Source organism: Nocardia violaceofusca NBRC 14427 (assembly GCF_963869435.1).
In the GTDB taxonomy this organism is placed as follows: domain Bacteria; phylum Actinomycetota; class Actinomycetes; order Mycobacteriales; family Mycobacteriaceae; genus Nocardia; species Nocardia aobensis.
The window spans coordinates 235327-253779 of the sequence record NZ_CAWMPM010000013.1; the positions used below are offsets into that span (position 1 = coordinate 235327).

The following is an 18453-nucleotide window of genomic DNA, read 5'->3' on the forward strand; positions in this document are numbered from 1 at the left end:
AGGCCGGGCGGATCAGCCGTGCCGGATGCGAGGGGAGGCGAGGGCGGTCGGTGGGACGTAATCGCCGACCGCGTCGCGGTGCCACCACACGTGGTCGCGGCGGAGTTCTTCGCGGGTGCTGAATCGGTAGAGGTAGTGCCGGACTCGCACGTGGGCGGGCGGGGTGTCCGGAAAAGGGTTGTGCCGCAACAGATGCAGGGTGGCCGGGTCGTTGGTCAGCAGTCGCCGCAGGAACGGGCCCAGCCAGGAGCGGGCGTAGACCGGGGAGATGGCGGCGAACCACATCAGCCAGTCCAGGCGCAGATGGTAGGGCGCCCACTGGCGCGGCAGCCGGTGCGGATCACCGGGCTTGCCCTTGAAATCGTATTCCTCCCAGTGGGTTTGCTCGGTGATGTGCCGGTCGCGGGTGCCCTCCACCACCAGTTCCCAGCGCCGGCGCTCGATCCGCCCGAACGCGCCGTAGGTGTTCACCAGGTGGTACCGATTGAAGCTGGCGTTCATCTGCTGGTGCCCGGACAACAGGTTCCGGACCGGCCAATAGCTGAGCACGACCACCGCGGCGGTGAAGGCGAGGACCACCGCGACGAACCACGTGGGCGGGTCCGTGAACGCGGGCCGGTCGGGCAGCGGCAGGACGGTCGCGGCCGAGCGGGCGTCGATCGCGGTGCAGGCCAGCAGGATCGTCAACCAGTTGAGCCAGGCGAAATTGCCGGACAGGACCAGCCACAGCTGGGTGACGACGACGACCGCGGCGGCGATGCTCGCGACCGGCTGCGGAGTGAACAGCGCGAACGGCACGACCAGCTGCGCGATATGGTTCGCTGCTACCTCCACCCGGTGCAGCGGTCTGGGCAGGTGGTGGAACAGCCAGCTCAGCGGGCCGGGCATGGGCTGGGTTTCGTGGTGGTAGTACAGGCAGGTCAGATCGCGCCAGCAAGGGTCGCCGCGCAGTTTGATCAACCCCGCGCCGAACTCCACCCGGAACAGCAGCCAGCGCGCCAGCCACAGCACGAGAATCGGTGGCGCGATGTCGTCGTTGCCGAGAAAGATCGCCAGGAATCCCGTCTCCAGCAGCAGCGATTCCCAGCCGAACGAATACCAGGCCTGGCCCACGTTGACGATCGACAGATACAGCACCCACGCCGCGAACCACAGCAGCATCGCCGCCCACAGCGGCACTCGATCGTCGGCCCCGGCTGCCAGGGCCACCGCCAGCGCCGCCCCGGCCCAGGCGACACCGGCGAAGAACCGGTCCGAATAGTGCAGATGGAACAGGCTCGGCGAACCCCGGAACGAGGAGCGGGCCAGGAACGCGGGCACCGGCAGCATGCCGTCGGCGCCGATGAGCGCGCGGAACTGCCGCGCGGCGCCCACGAACGCGATCAGATAGACGACCGCGAGGCCGCGTTGGAACACCTCGCGCGCGAACCAGTAGCCGGGCGCCGTGAACCACTGCATGTTCGGGGCATACCCGCTGCGGCCGGTCGCGATGCCGGGTTCAGTCCTTGAAGTACACCAGTTGATGGGAGGTGGCCAGCGGCCTGCCGTCGGCGCCCCACAGCTGTGCGGACTGATCGAAGTAGCCGCCGCCGAAATGCTGGCCCCGGGCGGTGGCGAGCAGCGGACGGTCGCCCTGGGCGGCGAGCGCGGCGGCATCGGCGTGGAAGTAGACGGTGAGCGAGACGGTACCGGCGGCGACCATCCGGCCCTGCCGCACCATCACCCGCGGAATGAACACATCCGCCAGGGCCGTCAGCGCGGGAAAATCCAGCGGGCGAGCCGGGAGGTCCCGCACCCACAGCGTGGTCGTGGAGGTCGGCTGTTCCCGCGGCTCCGGAGTGATCGGCCCGCCGCCCTCGACGAACCGCATCTCGTAGTTGCGCATCCACACCGGGAATTCCGGCGGTTGTGCCACGGGCACCGACTCGGCGGGCGGTGCGGCGGGCGGTTCGATCTCGGTATCGGACCAGGTGGGCCGCCGGGCACCGCAGACGACGGTGGCGGTGGTGGTCACCGCGTCGTCCTGACTCAGCGTCAGCATCCAGTGCTGGGTGCTGCGATTGGTGCGCACCGGCCGGCTGTCGATCGTGAACGGGCCGTCGGCGATCGGGCCCGCGTAGTTGACGGTGATCGACACCGGTTCTGCCGCGCACCGCGGATCGTCGAGGACAGCGCGCACGGCGGTGGCCGCGGTGACGCCGCCGAAGGGGCCCACCATATTCGAATACGACGCCGCGGTACGGGCCAGGTAGCGGCCCGCGCCGGCGGGCTCCGGCGCGGTGGCGAGATCGAACGGGTGGGTGCCGAGATCGGTCCGATTCACGAGCGGGTACTCCTTGTCCGGGACGGTGGGGTCGTGGCGGGGGCCGGGATCGCGGCCTTCAGCAACGATTCGAGCTGGTCGCCGATGCGGTCCAGGGCGGTGGTGCTGCGTTCGGCCCGGCACATCGCCACGCTGCCCTCGAACGCAGCGATGATCAGGGTGGCGGTGCGTTCGGCCACCGCCTGCTCGGCGCCGTCGTCGCGCAGGGATTGCGCCAGCAGATCGGTCCATCGGGCGAAGGCGGCCGCCGCCGCCTCGCGGGGGTTGCCCTCGGCATCCGGCACGTCCTCCACCGATACCGCCAGCACGGGACATCCGGCGCGAAAATCGCTGTCCAGCAAATTTTTTCGCCAGCGACGCAGGAACGAGTGCAGGCCCTCGGCCGAGCCCTTGCGCAATTCGCGCGACAGCGTCGCCGCGGTCAGATCGCCGGCGAGGGCGACGGCTTCGGTGGCGAGTTCGGCCTTGCCGCCGGGGAAGTAGTGGTAGGTCGAGCCGAGCGGAGCGTCCGCGAATTTGGCGAGATCGCGCACACTCGTGGCGGCGAGACCGCGCCGGCGAATCATCTCGGCCGCGCCCGCCACCAATTTCGCGCGCGAATCATCCGGTGTGCCGCTCAGATCTTCCACCTCCCTATAACGGTCGTCATAGCGTAGCTCGCCGCTTATAACGACCGTCATAGGGGTGTCCGGCGAGGTCCCAGCGGAGCCGGGGCGAGTCTGGTTCGATGGACGATGTGACCCTGTTCGTCGGGACTTCCGGCTGGCAGTACCGGGACTGGCGCGCCGTGCTCTATCCGCCGGGCGTACCGCAGCGGCTGTGGCTGGAACGGTATGCGGCCGCCTTCGCGACCGTCGAGAGCAACAACGCCTTCTATCGGCTGCCCAGTCGCGAGGTCTTCGCCGCCTGGCGGGAACGCACGCCGGACGATTTCGTCGTGGCGGTGAAGGCCAGCCGCTTCCTCACCCATGTCAAACGACTACGCGAGCCGGCCGAGCCGGTGCAGCGGCTGCTCGAGCACGCCGCCGGCCTGGGCGACCGGCTGGGTCCGATCCTGGTACAGCTGCCGCCGACCCTGCGGGCGGACGCGACGCTGCTCGACGACTGTCTGCGACAGTTCCCCTCGACGGTGCGCGTGGCCGTCGAACCACGCCACGAATCGTGGTGGACACCGCGCATCCGCGCCGTGCTGGAGGAACGCGGCGCCGCGCTGTGCTGGGCGGATGCGCGCTCGCGCCCGGTGACGCCGTTGTGGCGCACCACCGACTGGTCGTATCTGCGTCTGCATTCCGGGCTGGCGCGACCGCAACCTCGGTACGGCCGGCGCGCGCTGACCGCATGGGCGCATCGGCTGGCGGACACCTTCGGTCCCGCCGACGGGTACGTGTACTTCAACAACGACCCGGGCGGCGCGGCCGTCCACGACGCCGTGGTGTTCGCCGGGCTGGCGCGAGACGCCGGGCTGACGGTGACCCGCACCGACGTGTCCTCCTGACGGACCGGCGGATCACCCGAGCTGGTCGAGGAAGGTCCGCGGAAGCGCGATGGCGGGAGTGCCCGCGGAATGTCGCCCCGCCTCGCCCGAGAGCCGCCTGACGACGGCGATCAGTGCCGGACCCTCGTCGATCAGCGGGCGTACCAGTCCCGCTTCGACGCAGCGGCGCAGCGCCGGCGCGAGCACCGCCTCGGCCTCCGCCGACCGGCCCACGGTCTCGAGGCAATGCGCGAACAACAGCGCGGCGCACAGGGCGGCGCGCGGGCGCGCGGCGGCGTCGATCGACTCACGCAGAGCGCGGGCGCGGGGGAGCGCCCGTTCGGGATCCGCGCGCAACAGCCACCGGACCGCCGCTTCCTCGGTGAGGTCGTGAATCGTGGTCGCCACGCCGTCCCGTGCCCCGCGGGGCGCGGGCGGCTCATCGGGGCCGGATTCGATGAACCCCAGCCGGATTCGCTCGAGTTCGATGCGCGCCGACAGCCGCGGCAGGGTGTGTGCGGTGGCGACCGCGGTGCCGTCGGCGAGTAGTCGCCGCGCTGCCTCACGGTCCCCGCGCAGCGCCTCGATGCGCGCACCCGTGCCGTAGACCGCGGTCAGGAAATCGACTGTGCCGCCGTCGAATCCGAATTCCACCGCCACGCCGAGCAGATGGTGCGCCTCCGCGATCTCGCCGCGGTCGTAGAGGAAATCGCCGAGTGCGGCCGAGGCCAGGCGAGCGGTGAGGGAACTTTCCCCGGTCGTGGTGCGCGCCAGATGCAGCGCCGTGCGGAAGTGTTCCTCGGCCGCCTCGCTGTCGAGTTGTTCACGCGCAGCCATCCCCGCGAAACAGTGGCTGTACATGATGCTCAGCGCCCCGGTGATGTGCCGGAAATAGGTCCGGCCCCATCGGTGCCATTCGTGGACGCGGTCGAAGTCGAACCGGTGCAGGGCGGTGAAGGCGCCCAGGTTGGCCGCCGCCGACAGCACGAACGGCGCCAGCGAATCCGCGCGGGCGCAACCCTGTTCGACGATGTCCTCCAGTCCGCCGAGGTGATCGGCGAGCGCCGCCTCCACCCCGCACAGAATCGACGCCTCGACCGCGAGATCGGATTTCCGGTGTCCCGGAGGCTGTTTCGCCGAATCGGCGGCCAGCGCCAGCTGCAGCGCGGTGTGCATGCGGCTCGGCCGCCGCAACAACACCGCCGCCCAGGCCAGCGCGATCTGCAGGGTCGGATCGGCCGCGGCGTCGGTGACGGGCAGTTTCGCCGCCAGCGCCGCCAGGGTGGCCAGATGCGAATGCTGCACGAGTTCGCGGGCGTGCGCGGAGACCAGCGCCACCGCGCGTCCGGGGTCGCCCGCCGCCATCGCGTGGTCGATCGCCTCGCTGAGCATGTCGTGGGCGGCGAACCATTCGGCGGCGCGGCGGTGCAGGTGCGGTACGCGTTCGGGGTGGTCGCGCTCGAGCCGCTGGCGCAGGAAATCCGAGAACAGCGTGTGATAGCGGAACCATTCGCCGTCGTCGTCGAGGCGGCGCAGGAACAGGTCCCGCCGCTCGATGTCCTCGAGCAGCGCGCGCCCCTGCGGCCGTCCGGTCAGTTCCGAGGCGAGCGAGCCGCACACCTTGTCCGTGACAGCGGTGTCCAGCAGTGCGGTCAGCACATCGGGTTCGAGTGCGTCGAGCACGTTGTCGGTCAGATATTCGCTGATCGCCTGATGCCGCCCGGACATGGTGGCGATGGCGCTGCCCGGATCCTCGCGCCCGCGCAGCGAGATCGATGCCAGTTGCAGCCCGGCGACCCAGCCGTCGGTGCCGGTCCGCAGCCGGTCGATTTCGGCCGCGTCCAATGTCAGCCCGCCCACCCGGGTCAGGAAGTCCGCGGTCTCGTCCTGGTCGAATCGCAAGGCGCCGGAGTCTATTTCGATCAGATCGTCGCGAACGCGGATGGCCGAGAGCGGAAGTCCGATCATCTCGCGGCTGGTGATCAGCAGTTGCAGATGGTGGCAGGCGTTGTCGAGCAGGAAACGCAGTGCGGCGGTGGTATCGGCGTCGGTGACGCGATGCCAGTCCTCGATGATCATCACGATCCGTTCGCGGTCGGCGTGGATGCGGTTGATCAGTGTGGTCAGCACATAGCGCATCACATCGTTGCCGTGTTCCTCGACGACGCGCAGCAGTTCGGTGGTCAGGGCGGGCCGTGCCCGGCCGACGGCTTCGATGAGGTGCAGCAGGAACCACACCGGATTGTTGTCGTCGTCATCGATGTTGAGCCAGCAGGTGGCGACCCCACGGCCCACCATCCGCTGCCCCCACTGGGCGGCGAGCGTGCTCTTGCCGAAACCGGCCGGCGCGTGGACGACGATCAGGCGCGGCCAGCGATCGCGATCCATCGAATCCAGCAGGCGGGGACGGCGCACCAGCGGGCGCGCGGGGAGCGCGGGATGGAATTTCGTCTCGGCGGTCGGCGGTGTCGTCACCGGGTCGGCCGGGGGAAGCAGGCCGAGCCGGGTCGGTTCGCCGACGCGATCGGCGGCGGCTGCCGGTTCGGCCGCGGGAGGTTCCGGCGCCGGGATCGCCATCTCGTCCACGCGGAGACCGCGGTGACGCTGCAACTGCTGCGCCCGCTCGCCGAACTCCACCGCGGAGACCGGGCGCTGCGCCGGGTCGGCGGCCATACTGTCCTCGATCAGCGCGCAGATGTCGTCGGGAATGCCGCCGGGACGCAGATCGGGAATCGGTTCCTCGGTGATGCGCACGAATTGGGCGACCAGCCGCTCACCGGAGCGGCGCTGGAAGGCGGCGTGGCCGGTGAGCATGCAGAACAGGGTGGCGCCCAGGCTGTAGATGTCGGAGGCGACCGTCGGGGTGCCGTCACGCAGCACCTCGGGAGCGGTGAACGCCGGTGACGCCGTCACCACGCCGGTGGTGGTGCGGAAACCGCCCTCCACCCGGGCGATACCGAAATCGGTCAGCTGCGGTTCGCCGTAGTCGCTGAGAAGTACGTTGCCCGGCTTGATGTCTCGATGCAGGATGCCGGCGCGATGCACGGTTTCCAGCGCACCGGACAGCTTCACCGACATGCGCAGCGCGGCAGTGACATCCAGGGGCCCGCCGTGCTGGATCCGCTGTTCCAGCGAGCCCTTCGGGTGATACGGCATCACCAGATAGGGCCGCCCGTCGCCGGTCGTGCCGACCTGCAGGATCGCGACGATGTTCGGATGTTCCGGGAGCCCGCCCATGGCCCGCTGCTCGCGCAGGAATCGTTCGAGATTCTCATCGCCGAATTCGGATGTGGCGGTGAGTACCTTCACCGCGACGGTGCGTCCCAGTGCGAGTTCGCGGCAGCGATAGACGACGCCGAATCCGCCCCGCCCGATGATGTGCGCATCGGCGAACCCGGCCGCCCGCAGATCGTCATCGATCACCAGGGAGCGGTCGCGCTGGATTGCCATGGAATCCTTGTCGGCCATCGGCACCGTTTCCGTCTGTACTGCTTTCGCGGAGCCCGTCGCGCTGGCATGTCAAGTATAGGCGCGGCCTGCGCGTATGCCGTGGCCGCGACCCGTTCGCCGACCCGGCGGCCGAACCCGCGGGCGACGCAACGGGATTCGCGTGCCGGGCCGGGGCGGGATCGGCCACGGGGGATGGTCACCGTCGGGAGGCTGCTGGCATGCTGTCGATATGTCCGACATCCGCTGGGAAATCTCCGACTCCATCGCCACCGTCACGCTCGATCGTCCGCAGCAGCTCAACGCCTTCACCACCGCGATGGGTGCGGAACTGATCGCCGCCTTCGAGGAGTTCGACCGCGACGACCGGGTGCGCGCGATCATCGTCACCGGGGCGGGCCGTGCGTTCTGCGCGGGCGCGGATCTGTCGGCCGGAGCCGAAACCTTCGCCGCCGAGTCGACCGATACCTTCCGCGACGGCGGTGGTGAGGTGGCGCTGCGGATGTTCGAATCGCAGAAGCCGATCATCGCCGCGATCAACGGCCCCGCCGTCGGCGTCGGCATCACCATGACCCTGGCCGCGGACTTCCGGCTCGCCGCCGACACCGCGCGCATCGGATTCGTGTTCAATCGGCGCGGCATCGTGCCGGAATCGTGCTCCAGCTGGTTCCTGCCCCGCCTGGTGCCCTTGCAGACCGCGCTGGACTGGGTGTACTCCGGCCGGCTGGTCGAGGCCGAGGAGGCGTTGGACGCGGGCCTGTTCTACGCCCTGCATCCGGCCGGCGATCTGCTGGACCAGGCCCGGGCGCTGGCGCGACGGCTCACCGAACACTCGGCGCCGGTGTCGGTGGCGTTGTCGCGGCAGATGCTGTGGCGCGGCCTCGGCGCCGACCATCCGATGATCTCGCATCGCGTCGAATCGCGCGGTATCAACCAGCGCGGCGCCAGTGCCGACGCCCGCGAAGGCGTGTCGGCCTTCCTCGAGAAGCGGCCCGCGCGATTCCCCGACAGCGTCGAGCGCGACCTGCCCGATGTGTTCGCCGGCGACCTCGCGACTCCGCCCTTCCGACCCGCCTGAACCGACCGGTGCCCCTGGAGGAACGCATGATTCGCTGGAGCTGGATGTACATCGACCGGCCCGCCGCACGTTTCGACGACGCCTTCGCCTTCTGGACGGCGGTGACCGGCACCGGGCTGTCGGCCCGCCGGGGTGAACACGGCGAGTTCGCGACTCTCGACCCGGCGACGGGTGACGCCTACCAGGCGGCGCAGGCGGTCGGCGGGGACGGTGGCGCCCATCTCGACATCGATGTCGCCGATCTCGACCGCGCCCGCCGCGTGGCGCGTGATCTCGGCGCGACCCTGGTCGCCGATCACGACACCTGGTCGCTCGCGCGGTCCCCGCACGGCCTGCCGTTCTGCCTGACCACCGGCAACGGGCGGCATATCCCCGCGCCGGTGACCGGACCCGACGGCAGCCTCAGCCGGGTCGATCAGCTCTGTTTCGACATCCCGCCGTCCGGCTACGACGGCGAGGTCGAATTCTGGGCCGCGCTCACCGGCTGGCCCGTGCGGCGCACCGGTCGCGCCGAGTTCACCCGGCTGCTCGTCCCCGCACACCTGCCGGTCCGGATACTGATTCAGCGCCTGGACAGCGAACAGGAGCCGGGCGCCCATATCGATATCGCCTGCGCCGATGTCGAGGCGGTGGCGACCTGGCACGAATCGCTGGGCGCCCGGCGCGCGCACCGCGGCGCACAGTGGCTGGTGATGAACGATCCGGTGGGCGGGGTGTACTGCCTCACCGAACGAGACCCGTTGACCGGCAAGGTGTTTCGGCGCGGCTCGCGCTGAGCGGGTCCGCTGCGGGCGGGCGGCGGGGTGCCGGTCCCCGGACCGGTTGCGGCGCGCCGGCGTGGATCGGCGCATCCTGGAAGGGACTGGCGCACCGACGACGCGCCCGGCCCCGGCGAGCCCGCGGACTCGGGCAGAGGAGGGCAGATGACCGGCCAGCAGCCGCACACGGACGGCCCGCGCACTGTCGCCCAGAAGTTGATCGAGTCCCATCTGGTGTCGGGCCGGATGCGCCCGGGGGAGGAGATCGCGTTGCGCATCGACCAGACGCTGACCCAGGACGCCACCGGCACCCTGGTGATGCAGGAACTCGAGGCGCTCGGGCTCGACCGGGTGCGCACCGAACTCAGCGCGCAATATGTCGACCACAATCTGTTGCAGACCGACGACAAGAACGCCCAGGACCACGAATTCTTGCTGTCGGCCTGCCGCCGGTACGGGCTGTGGTTCTCGAAACCGGGCAACGGGGTCTCGCACCCGACCCATATGCAGCGTTTCGGCAGACCCGGTGTGACGATGGTCGGCTCGGATTCGCATACGCCGGCCGGCGGATCGCTGGGCATGCTCGCGATCGGCGTCGGCGGTCTCGAGGTGGCGCTCGCCATGGCCGGTGAGCCGCTCTACATCACCATGCCGCAGATCTGGGGCGTCGAACTGACCGGTGAACTGCCGCCCTGGTGTTCGGCCAAGGATGTGATCCTGGAGATGTTGCGCCGCCACGGCGTCAAGGGCGGCGTGAACCGGATCATCGAATATCACGGTCCCGGCCTGGCGGGACTCACGGCGATGGATCGGCACGTGATCGCCAATATGGGCGCCGAACTCGGCGCCACCACCACGGTCTTTCCGGCCGACGACGCGGTGCGCGAATTTTTGCGCGCCGAGGATCGCGTCGCCGACTTCACCGAACTGCGGGCCGACCAGGGCGCGACCTACGACCTCGACGAGCACATCGACCTGTCCGCGATCGAGCCGCTGATCGCCCGGCCGTCCTCACCCGGGGACGTGGTTCCGGTGCGGGAGGTCGCCGGGGAACCGGTCGCGCAGGTGGTGATCGGGTCGTCGGCCAACCCCGGGCTGCGGGATTTCGCGATGGCCGCTGCCATCGTCTCCGGCCGGCAGACCCACAGCGACGTCAGCTTCGACGTCAATCCGTCCTCGCGGGAAATTCTCGAGGATCTGACCAGGATGGGCGCCACGTTCGAACTGATCCGCGCCGGGGCTCGCCTCCACCAGTCCGGATGTATGGGCTGTATCGGCATGGGGCAGGCGCCGGCCGTCGGCCGCAATTCCCTGCGCACCATGCCGCGCAATTTTCCGGGACGCTCGGGCACCGACGAGGACTCGGTGTGGTTGTGTTCGCCGGAGACCGCCGCCGCGTCCGCGCTGACCGCGACGATCACCGATCCGCGCGATCTCGCCGACGAGCTGGGCCTCGATTATCCGGTGCTGGAGCTGCCCGCGCACGCGTCGGTCAACACGGCGATGCTGGTGCCGCCGCTGCCGGTGGCCGAGGCGCGCACGGTGGAATTGGTGAAGGGCCCCAACATCTCCGGCCTGCCGGATTTCGATCCGCTGCCGGATGTGATCGAGGCGCCGGTCCTGCTCGTGGTCGGCGACAACATCTCCACCGACGACATCTCCCCGGCCGGAGCGCGGGCACTGCCGTTCCGCTCGAACATCCCCAAACTCGCCGAATTCGCTTTCACCCGAATCGATCCGGACTATCCCCGGCACGCGGCCGAGATCTCCGGCACCACCGGACATGTCGTCGTGGGCGGAGACAACTACGGACAGGGCTCCTCGCGCGAACATGCCGCGATCGCACCGCGATATCTGGGGCTGCGGGCGGTGATCGCGAAATCGTATGCGCGCATCCACTGGCAGAATCTGGCCAATTTCGGCATCGTCGCCCTCGAATTCGCCGATCCCGCCGATTACGGCCGCATCGGGGTGGGTGACGTACTGCGCATCGAGGGGCTGCGGGCCGCCCTCGCCGCCGGTCCTACGATCACTGCCCACAATGTCACCGCGAACGTGGATATTCGCCTGCGCCACCGGCTTTCGGAGCGTCAGGTGGAAACGGTACTGGCCGGCGGCATCATTCCGCGGCTCGCGGCAGCGCAGGCGGCGCGTGAGATGTCGGATCGCTGAGCGTTTCTACTCGATGAGTTTTTCGCTCTTCAACCAGTCGTAGGCGACGTCGGCGGGATCCTCGCCGTCGATATCGACACGGCCGTTGAGTTCCTGCATCAGATCATTGGTCAGCCGCTCGGAAATCGTGCCCAGCAGCTGACGCAACTGCGGATAGCGGTCCAGGATCTCCCCGCGCACGACGGCGGCGCCGCTGTAGGGCAGGAAGAATTTCTTGTCGTCGTCGAGCACGACGAGATTCAGATTCTTCACCCGGCCGTCGGTGGTGTAGATCATGCCGAAATTGCACGGCGCGCTCTTGGCCGTCGCGGTGTAGACGACGCCGGCGTCCATCCGGGTGACGTTGCCGGTGGGCACGCCGTTCGGATCGTTGTAGGGGATACCGTACTTCTGCAGCATCGGAATGAAACCGTCGGCGCGGCTGAAGAATTCGTCGTCGACGCAGAACGTGCGATCGCGCACCGGCAACGCCGCCACATCCGACAGCGACTTCACCCCGAGCCGTTGCGCGGTCGGCGTCGACACACCGAAGGCGTAGGTGTCGTTGAAATTCGCCGGCGGCAGCCACTCCAGGTTGTGCTCACGCTTCTCGATATCGTGCACACGCTGCCAGAGTTCCTGCGGATCGGAGATGGTCTCGGTTTCGTTGTGGTAGTTGACCCATCCGGTACCGGTGTACTCCCACAGGATGTCGGCGTCACCGTTGAGCTGAGCCTGCCGCGACGACGCCGAACCCGGTGCGCCGGTCAGATCGGTGATCTTCGCGCCGGCCGCGGCCAGATAGGTCGCGGTGATCTTGCCCAGCAGTACGCCCTCGGTGAAACTCTTCGACGTCACCACGAGTTTCGCGCCGTCGAGCGGTCGCTGCCCGCCGGGCAGGCTCGCATCGTGGAAGGTGCCCGACGAGCTGACCAGCCCGCAGCCGGCGAGCATCGATACCGTGAGGACGACCGCGCACAGTGCCAGGGCCCGAACCGACCTCATGACACACCTCGCGGAGTCGCGGCCAGTTCGACGAGTCTGCCCAGCCAGTCGATGATCAACGCCAGCAGTCCGACCAGAATCGCCCCGGACACGAGCAGTTTCGGCAGGAACAGCGTGACGCCCGTCGTGATCAGGGTGCCGAGACTGGTAGCGCCGATGAAGGTGCTCAGGGTGGCGGTGCCGACCAGGATCACCAGGGCGGTGCGCACCCCGTTGAGGATCACCGGCACCGCGAGCGGCAGCTCCACCCGTACCAGGGTGCGGGTGGCGGAGAACCCGATCCCGCGCGAGGCCTCGATGGTGCGCTGATCCACCTGCCGCAGGCCGACGATGGTGTTCTGCAGGATCGGCAGAATCGCGTACACCACCAGACCGACGACCGCCGTGCGGAATCCGGTGCCCAGCCAGAAGGTGAACAACACCAGCAGCCCGACCGCCGGCGCTGCCTGGCCGATATTGGCGATGTTGACCGCGAGCGGCTCCAGACGTTTCAGCGCCGGCCGGGTCAGCGCGATACCCAGCGGAATCGCGACCACGACCACGATCACGGTGGCCACCACGGTCAGTTCGATATGCGACCAGATCGTGGTCTGCAGGTTGGACCAGGCCAGCGAGGCCTGCTCGGTCGGGGTGAACGTCGTCGACCGATACCAGACGATGTAGCCGATGCCGATGACGAGGATAATCAACGGCTCGAACCAGACGTCCATCGGCAGGCGGCGCAGGCGGGTCATGACTGCCCGGCCGATTCGTGCTCGTCGTCGTCGGCCGCGACCACCGGGGTGGGCGCGGGATCGGTTCCGTCGACGTAGGTTTCATAGGAGGTGTCGTGTTCCTCGGAGCGTACGTCGGCGAGTGCGGCCTGGATGGTCTCGGTCACCGCGCCGATGCCGATCGAGCCGACGACCGCACCGCGCCCGTCGGTCACCAGGGCCGCACCCTGACTGGCCGCCAGCATCGCGTCGAGGGCGTCGTTGAGCGTCGAGGAGCGCGCGACGACCGGCAACCGCCGATCGAGGTAGTCCGACACCTCCGGTTTGCTCGCCAGTTCGGAGAGCGAGGGCCACGACCGCGGCCGCCCGGCGGCGTCGACGACCACCACCCAGGTCTGGCCGGCGGCCCGCGCGCGCTGGATCACCGCCTGTGACGGCTCACCGATGCGGGCGGTGACCACGTCGTCGAACTCCACATCGCGCACCCGCTGCACGGTCAGATAGGCGAGTTTGGCGCCGGAGCCGACGAATTCCTCCACGAAGGGGGTGGCCGGTGCGGTGAGGATTTCCTCGGGCCGCGCGTACTGTTCGACATGCCCGCCCTCGGACAGGATCAGCACCTTGTCGCCGAGTTTGGTGGCCTCCTCGAAATCGTGGGTGACGACGACGATCGTCTTGCCGAGTTCGTGCTGAATCCCGATCAGGCTGTCCTGCAGGCGAACTCGGGTGATCGGGTCGACGGCGCCGAACGGCTCGTCCATCAGCAGCACCGGGGGATCGGCGGCCAGCGCCCGCGCGACTCCGACGCGCTGCTGCTGGCCGCCGGACATGTCCTTGGGCAGCCGGTCGGCGAATATTCCGGGATCCAGACCGACGAGTTCGAGCAGATATTCGGTGCGTTCGGCGATCCGCTTCTTGTCCCAGCCGAGCACCCGCGGGATCGCGCCCACGTTCTTGCGCACCGACCAGTGCGGGAACAGACCACCGGATTGGATGACGTACCCGATCGACTGCCGCAGTTTGTCCGGGTCCTCGCGGGTGACGTCGCGCCCGCCGATGAAGATGCGGCCCTCGGTCGGCTCGATCAGGCGGTTGATCATCTTGAGGGTGGTCGTCTTCCCGCACCCGGAAGGGCCGACGAAGGCGACGATCTGTCCCGCCTCGATCTCGAGGTCGAGGCGGGCGACGGCCGGCTTGTCCTGGCCCTTGTACCTCTTGACGACCGAGTCGAGGACGATGGACGCCCCGGTGACATTGCGTTCCGGCGTCGCCGGTCCGGGCCGGTCGGTCACAGCGTCGGTCATGAGAGTCCTTCGGCGATGGTGAGGCGGCCCAGCAGAACGAGTAGCGCGTCGAACACCAGCGCCACGATGACGATGAGGATGGTGCCCGTGGCCGCGGTCTCCAGCGCGTTCGCGCCGCCCAGTCGCGACAGGCCGTTGAAGATCAGCGATCCCAGGCCCGGCCCGAGAACATAGGCGACGATGGCGGCGACACCGACGATCATCTGGGTGGAGACCCGGATACCGGTCAGGATCACCGGCCACGCGATCGGCAACTCGACGGTGAGCAGGATGCGGGTGCGGGAAAATCCGATTCCGCGTGCGGATTCCACCACCGAGGCCGGTACCGAGCGCAACCCTACGATCGCGTTGCCGATCACCGGCAGGGCCGCGAAGAACGCCAGCATGATGAACGACGGGACCACACCCAGCCCGAACGGGACCAGCAGCAGGGCCAGCAGCGCCAGCGACGGGATGGTCAGCGCGACCCGGCTCGAGGTGAGCGAGAGCTGGGACAGCAGCGGCAGCCGGTAGACCGCCATCGCGATGAGGACGGCGACGATCGTGCCGACCAGAACCGTCTGAAACGCCAGTGACGCATGCTGATAGGTGAGGAAGGCCAGAGTGTCACCCCGCCCTCGGATGTAGTTCCACAGGTTCACGGGACTCCCATCGTCAGCCCTCTGCCGGCACCTGTCCGCGCGCCGCCACCGGGCGCAGGTTGGTCAAAGACTAAATGACAGTACGGCTCCGGTTCCGCACGCCGCGCTGGCCACTAGCCTTCATGCCGCCCGCGGCAGCGACTGCGGGCGGGCATAGGCCGCGGCGTCACCGGAGATCACCGTACTCGGGCGGCCGTCGACGCCGACGGGTACGGCACCGGCCAGCGTGATGCGGGTGAGCCGGCGGTGTTCGGCGCCGTCGTAGTCGTCGATCGCGTAGTGCTGGGTGGCGTGGTTGTCCCAGATCGCCACATCGCCGGGCGCCCAATCCCAGCGCGTGGTGTGCTCGAGCCGGGTCACCCGATCCTGGAACAGGCGGAACAGGGCCCGTGATTCGGCGGTGGAGAGGCCGACGATCTCGGAGACGAAGCAGCCCAGCAGCAGCGCGCGTTCCCCGGTCTCCGGATGGACGTGCACCACCGGATGTTCGGTCTCGAAGTAGCGGGACTCGAATTCGGTTCGGTACGAACGGGTTCCGGCATCGGGCCGGTCGTCGGCCTCGGCGGCGTAGTCGTAGCGGTTGGTGTGGCGGGCGCGCAGATTCTCGGCCAGCACGCGCAGTGGTTGCGGCAGCGAGTCGTAGGCGGCGACGGTGGAGGCCCAGGTGGTGGATCCGCCGTAGGACGGCAGGGACACCGCACGCAGGATCGAGGTTTTCGGCACGCGGTCGACGAAGGTGACGTCGGTGTGCCAGACGTTGGAGCGGCCGTGCTGCGAATCGATGGCCAGACTCTTCACCCCGGCGGAGGTGAGTGTCGGATGCGGCGTGGTGGGCGTGCCGAGCAGTTGCGCGAACTCGTACTGTCCGTCTTCGGTGAGGTGGTCCTGGCCGCGGAAGAAGATCACCTTGTGCCGGTGCAGGGCCGCGCGGATCGTGGCGATTGTGCCGGTGTCCAGCGAGCCGCCGAGGCGAACCCCCTCGATCCGGGCTCCGATGTGGTTACCCAGCCGGACCACTCGCACCGCGGTATCGGTTGCCTCGTCGACGGACATCGCACGACCTCTCTTCTGGCCTGTCGGACGTGCGGTAGGTAACCACCCGCCGACCGGGGCCGGCCAGCGTTACGGTCACCGGGATCGAAATCCGGTGGTCTCAGGCCCGGCCGCGGGCCTCGAGCTTGCGTTCCAGCCCGGCGATCACGAGGTCGACGTCGAATTCGAACTGCTCGCCGACCCGCCCGGCGCTCTCGCGTGTGGTCGCCACCTGCCGCAGAAGTGGGAACTCTTCTCCCACTTCCGAATTCAGTGTCCGCGCGACGTGTTCGGCCTGCAGGTCCACATGGCCCCGGTTCGCCTCCGCGGATTCGCGCGCCGCCGAGTACGCGATATCGGCGAGCAGCCGCAGGGTGCGCCCGGCCTCCATCGGCTCGAATCCGGCGGAAACCAGCGATTGGAAGATCCGCTCGATCTCCGCCAGCGTCGACAGTCCGCCTCGGCCGCGGAATCGCACATGGTAGATCAGCACCCCGACCTGGGTGAGGGCTTCGGCGACCGCGGCGGCGAACAGGTGCAGCAGCTGCCGCCAGTCACCGTCGGCGGACAGGTCGAGGCGGCGGATCTCGGTTTCGAAGGCGTCGAGTGCGACCAGTTCCAGTAACCCGTCGCGGTCGCTGACGTAGTAGTTCAGTGATTTGCGATCCACGCCCAGCGCGTCGGCGACCGCCTTCATGGTGAGTGTTTCCGGCGGCAGCGCGCGTGCGGCGGCGACGATGCCATCCCGGCTCAGCCGGGGCGGCCGCCCGCGCCCGCGCCGCGATGTCCGCACGATTCCAGTCCCGGATTCGGTTGTATTCCCGCCGCTCACCCCTCTCAGGCTACGGATGTCGTCGGCGGGTCCGGACAACCCGCCCGCTGGATGGATGCGAGTTTGGCCAATATTTTCTCCCGTTGGGGGAAAATAAACTAGTCTCTGCTCGGGCGATGTGGGCCGTCCGAGGGGAAGGCAGTGGTGGTTGTGATCGGAACGGAAGTGCTATGTCTGCTGTGTCGCACCGGTATCCAACGAACGTCCACGCGGCGGAATCTCCGCGCGAATGCGCCGTCGCCGAATCCGGCCGGCGCTCGCTTCGATATCAGCTGATCGTGATCGCGGACAACCCGGTCGAGGTCGTCTCGCGTGCCGGCGGGTGGCTGTTCGACCGCGCCGTCGCCGGCTGGGAGGTCGCCGTCGCGGTCGATTCACCCGGCGATATCCGGCCACTGACCATCCTTGGGCTGGGCGTGCTCGACCTCGGCTGTGTGCTGCGCTGCCGGCGGCAGGTGCCCATACCGCACGCCTTCGCCGTTGCCGGGGACCTGTCCGCACTGGGCGCACCAGCGCGCGAATGGGCCCACCGGTATATCGGCAGCGCGCGCACCGACGTCCGGTTCTGGGGCGAAACCGATGGCGGCGAGACATCTTTCGCGCAGGCCTCGCCGACGCCGTATGTGCCGAGCCGGGCGGCGCGAGCCTTCAAGGCCTATGCGCTGGAGGCCGTGGGCATGCGGCCACCGGCCCGTGATGTCGAATCCTTTCGCGCGGTGGTCGGTGCGGTGGCCGCCGGGTCGGGTGTGCGCACGTTGCCCGCCGGTTGACGCGCGTTACCGGACGGCCGCGATCGCCCCGTCGAGGGCGCGCTGCATCCGGGTGCCGACGACCCGGGTGATCTGGGCCGGTCGCTCCGGGAAATCCGGCAGCGGCTCGTCGAGGTAGAACGTGGCGCGGCCATCGGGGCCGTAGGTCAGGCCGAGGAAGACGAAAACCGGTGCCGCCCCGGCGTTCCGGGCGCGCGCGGCGATGTGGCCGATGCCGGTGCCGATGGTCTGCACCCGGGCCGGATCGGTCTCGTTGCAGGTCCCTTCGGGGAACAGCGCGAGGTCGTCGCCGTCGACCATGCGCCCGACGCAGACGTCCATCAGCTGCTGACCGGCGGCGTAGGCGGCGCGCGCGCCGTGATCCTTGCCGCGGAACACCGGGATGGCGCCCATGACGTCGATGCGCGAGCGCTGTCCCGGCTCGATGAACAGTTCGTCCTTGGCCAGCACCCGGATGTGGCCGATCCGCGGCCGGAACACGCTGCGCCAGGCGAAGGCGGCGACGGTGCGCGGATCTTCCACGCTCACATGGTTGATCGCGATGATCATGCGGCGGTCGTCCCGGATCAACTGCCGGATCGCCGCGCGGGCGCCGTCCGCATAGCGGACCGCCGGGCGTTTGCGATAGGCCGTGATCGCGTAGAACAGGCGCGCGCGGGTGCGGGGCGCCCGGTGGGTGCGGTAGTACTCGTAGACGGCGTCGCGATTGTCGAATTCGACCGACGGGGGTAGGGCTACGGGATCGGCGGTCGAGATCGGGGCGTTCATTCAACCTACGCTACCGTAACCTACGGCTACGTAGGTAGGGGTGCGCGGACGCGTTCTCGGCGAGCGGGCGAAAGCGGTCGCGCGCGTGATTACCCTCGGATGCGGGAAGGGGACCGGCCATCCCGCGTTGTGGGTGCCGGGCGAGAGGGCCGACCGA

At 69.0% G+C, this 18453-nt stretch carries 16 protein-coding genes; 5 read left to right on the forward strand and 11 right to left on the reverse strand.

The genetic code is table 11. The features are described from left to right. Positions 1-12: 12 nt before the first annotated feature. From AC5592_RS12980 to AC5592_RS12990, 3 genes are read right to left on the reverse strand one after another with little or no spacing between them, the layout of a single operon-like run. Positions 13-1458: a lipase maturation factor family protein gene (locus AC5592_RS12980; protein ID WP_063064315.1), complete on the reverse strand. Its 1446-nt coding sequence runs from the start codon at positions 1456-1458 to the stop codon at positions 13-15. A gap of 40 nt (positions 1459-1498) precedes the next feature. Then, positions 1499-2323: an acyl-CoA thioesterase gene (locus AC5592_RS12985; protein ID WP_036510806.1), complete on the reverse strand. Its 825-nt coding sequence runs from the start codon at positions 2321-2323 to the stop codon at positions 1499-1501. Beyond that, complete coding sequence (locus AC5592_RS12990) at positions 2320-3003, reverse strand: TetR/AcrR family transcriptional regulator (RefSeq protein ID WP_084506621.1); 684 nt, start codon at positions 3001-3003, stop codon at positions 2320-2322. Before AC5592_RS12990 ends, AC5592_RS12985 begins: the two co-directional genes overlap by 4 nt. Positions 3004-3059: 56 nt before the next feature. Between AC5592_RS12990 and AC5592_RS12995 the strand changes: the two genes are divergently transcribed. Continuing rightward, positions 3060-3818, forward strand: coding sequence for a DUF72 domain-containing protein (locus AC5592_RS12995; RefSeq protein WP_063064316.1), 759 nt, complete (start codon positions 3060-3062; stop codon positions 3816-3818). 12 nt (positions 3819-3830) lie between these two features. Here the strand turns inward: AC5592_RS12995 and AC5592_RS13000 are convergent, their stop codons facing one another. Further along, positions 3831-7247: a serine/threonine-protein kinase gene (locus AC5592_RS13000; RefSeq protein WP_232329333.1), complete on the reverse strand. Its 3417-nt coding sequence runs from the start codon at positions 7245-7247 to the stop codon at positions 3831-3833. Positions 7248-7476: 229 nt separating this feature from the next. Between AC5592_RS13000 and AC5592_RS13005 the strand changes: the two genes are divergently transcribed. The 3 genes from AC5592_RS13005 (at position 7477) to AC5592_RS13015 (ending at position 11252) form a co-directional block, all read left to right on the forward strand. Next, positions 7477-8322: a crotonase/enoyl-CoA hydratase family protein gene (locus AC5592_RS13005; protein ID WP_036510815.1), complete on the forward strand. Its 846-nt coding sequence runs from the start codon at positions 7477-7479 to the stop codon at positions 8320-8322. Positions 8323-8348: 26 nt separating this feature from the next. Continuing rightward, complete coding sequence (locus AC5592_RS13010) at positions 8349-9098, forward strand: VOC family protein (RefSeq protein WP_063064392.1); 750 nt, start codon at positions 8349-8351, stop codon at positions 9096-9098. Between the two features lie 147 nt (positions 9099-9245). After that, complete coding sequence (locus AC5592_RS13015) at positions 9246-11252, forward strand: aconitate hydratase (protein WP_063064318.1); 2007 nt, start codon at positions 9246-9248, stop codon at positions 11250-11252. A gap of 6 nt (positions 11253-11258) precedes the next feature. Here the strand turns inward: AC5592_RS13015 and AC5592_RS13020 are convergent, their stop codons facing one another. The 6 genes from AC5592_RS13020 to AC5592_RS13045 all read right to left on the reverse strand — a co-directional run bounded on the left by AC5592_RS13020 (position 11259) and on the right by AC5592_RS13045 (position 16719). Beyond that, positions 11259-12236: a glycine betaine ABC transporter substrate-binding protein gene (locus AC5592_RS13020; protein ID WP_036510821.1), complete on the reverse strand. Its 978-nt coding sequence runs from the start codon at positions 12234-12236 to the stop codon at positions 11259-11261. Then, complete coding sequence (locus tag AC5592_RS13025) at positions 12233-12970, reverse strand: ABC transporter permease (protein ID WP_036510824.1); 738 nt, start codon at positions 12968-12970, stop codon at positions 12233-12235. The genes AC5592_RS13020 and AC5592_RS13025 overlap by 4 nt, the downstream gene beginning before the upstream one ends. Then, positions 12967-14253 (reverse strand): ATP-binding cassette domain-containing protein, encoded by a 1287-nt coding sequence (locus tag AC5592_RS13030; protein WP_063064319.1) that lies wholly within the window; start codon positions 14251-14253, stop codon positions 12967-12969. Before AC5592_RS13030 ends, AC5592_RS13025 begins: the two co-directional genes overlap by 4 nt. After that, positions 14250-14894 (reverse strand): ABC transporter permease, encoded by a 645-nt coding sequence (locus AC5592_RS13035; protein WP_036510830.1) that lies wholly within the window; start codon positions 14892-14894, stop codon positions 14250-14252. The genes AC5592_RS13030 and AC5592_RS13035 overlap by 4 nt, the downstream gene beginning before the upstream one ends. A gap of 120 nt (positions 14895-15014) precedes the next feature. Next, on the reverse strand, positions 15015-15947 hold the full coding sequence (locus AC5592_RS13040) for a TauD/TfdA dioxygenase family protein (protein ID WP_063064320.1): 933 nt from the start codon (positions 15945-15947) through the stop codon (positions 15015-15017). A 100-nt stretch (positions 15948-16047) separates the two neighbouring features. After that, a complete protein-coding gene (locus AC5592_RS13045) occupies positions 16048-16719 on the reverse strand; it encodes a TetR/AcrR family transcriptional regulator (RefSeq protein ID WP_036510836.1) in 672 nt (223 codons plus the stop codon). 209 nt (positions 16720-16928) lie between these two features. Here AC5592_RS13045 and AC5592_RS13050 point away from each other — a divergent pair, with 209 nt between their 5' ends. Beyond that, positions 16929-17528 (forward strand): hypothetical protein, encoded by a 600-nt coding sequence (locus AC5592_RS13050; protein WP_157121809.1) that lies wholly within the window; start codon positions 16929-16931, stop codon positions 17526-17528. Positions 17529-17534: 6 nt separating this feature from the next. Here the strand turns inward: AC5592_RS13050 and AC5592_RS13055 are convergent, their stop codons facing one another. Further along, the gene (locus tag AC5592_RS13055) at positions 17535-18296 is read right to left on the reverse strand and encodes a 1-acyl-sn-glycerol-3-phosphate acyltransferase (protein WP_063064321.1); all 762 of its coding nucleotides are present in this window, start codon (positions 18294-18296) and stop codon (positions 17535-17537) included. Positions 18297-18453: the final 157 nt, after the last annotated feature.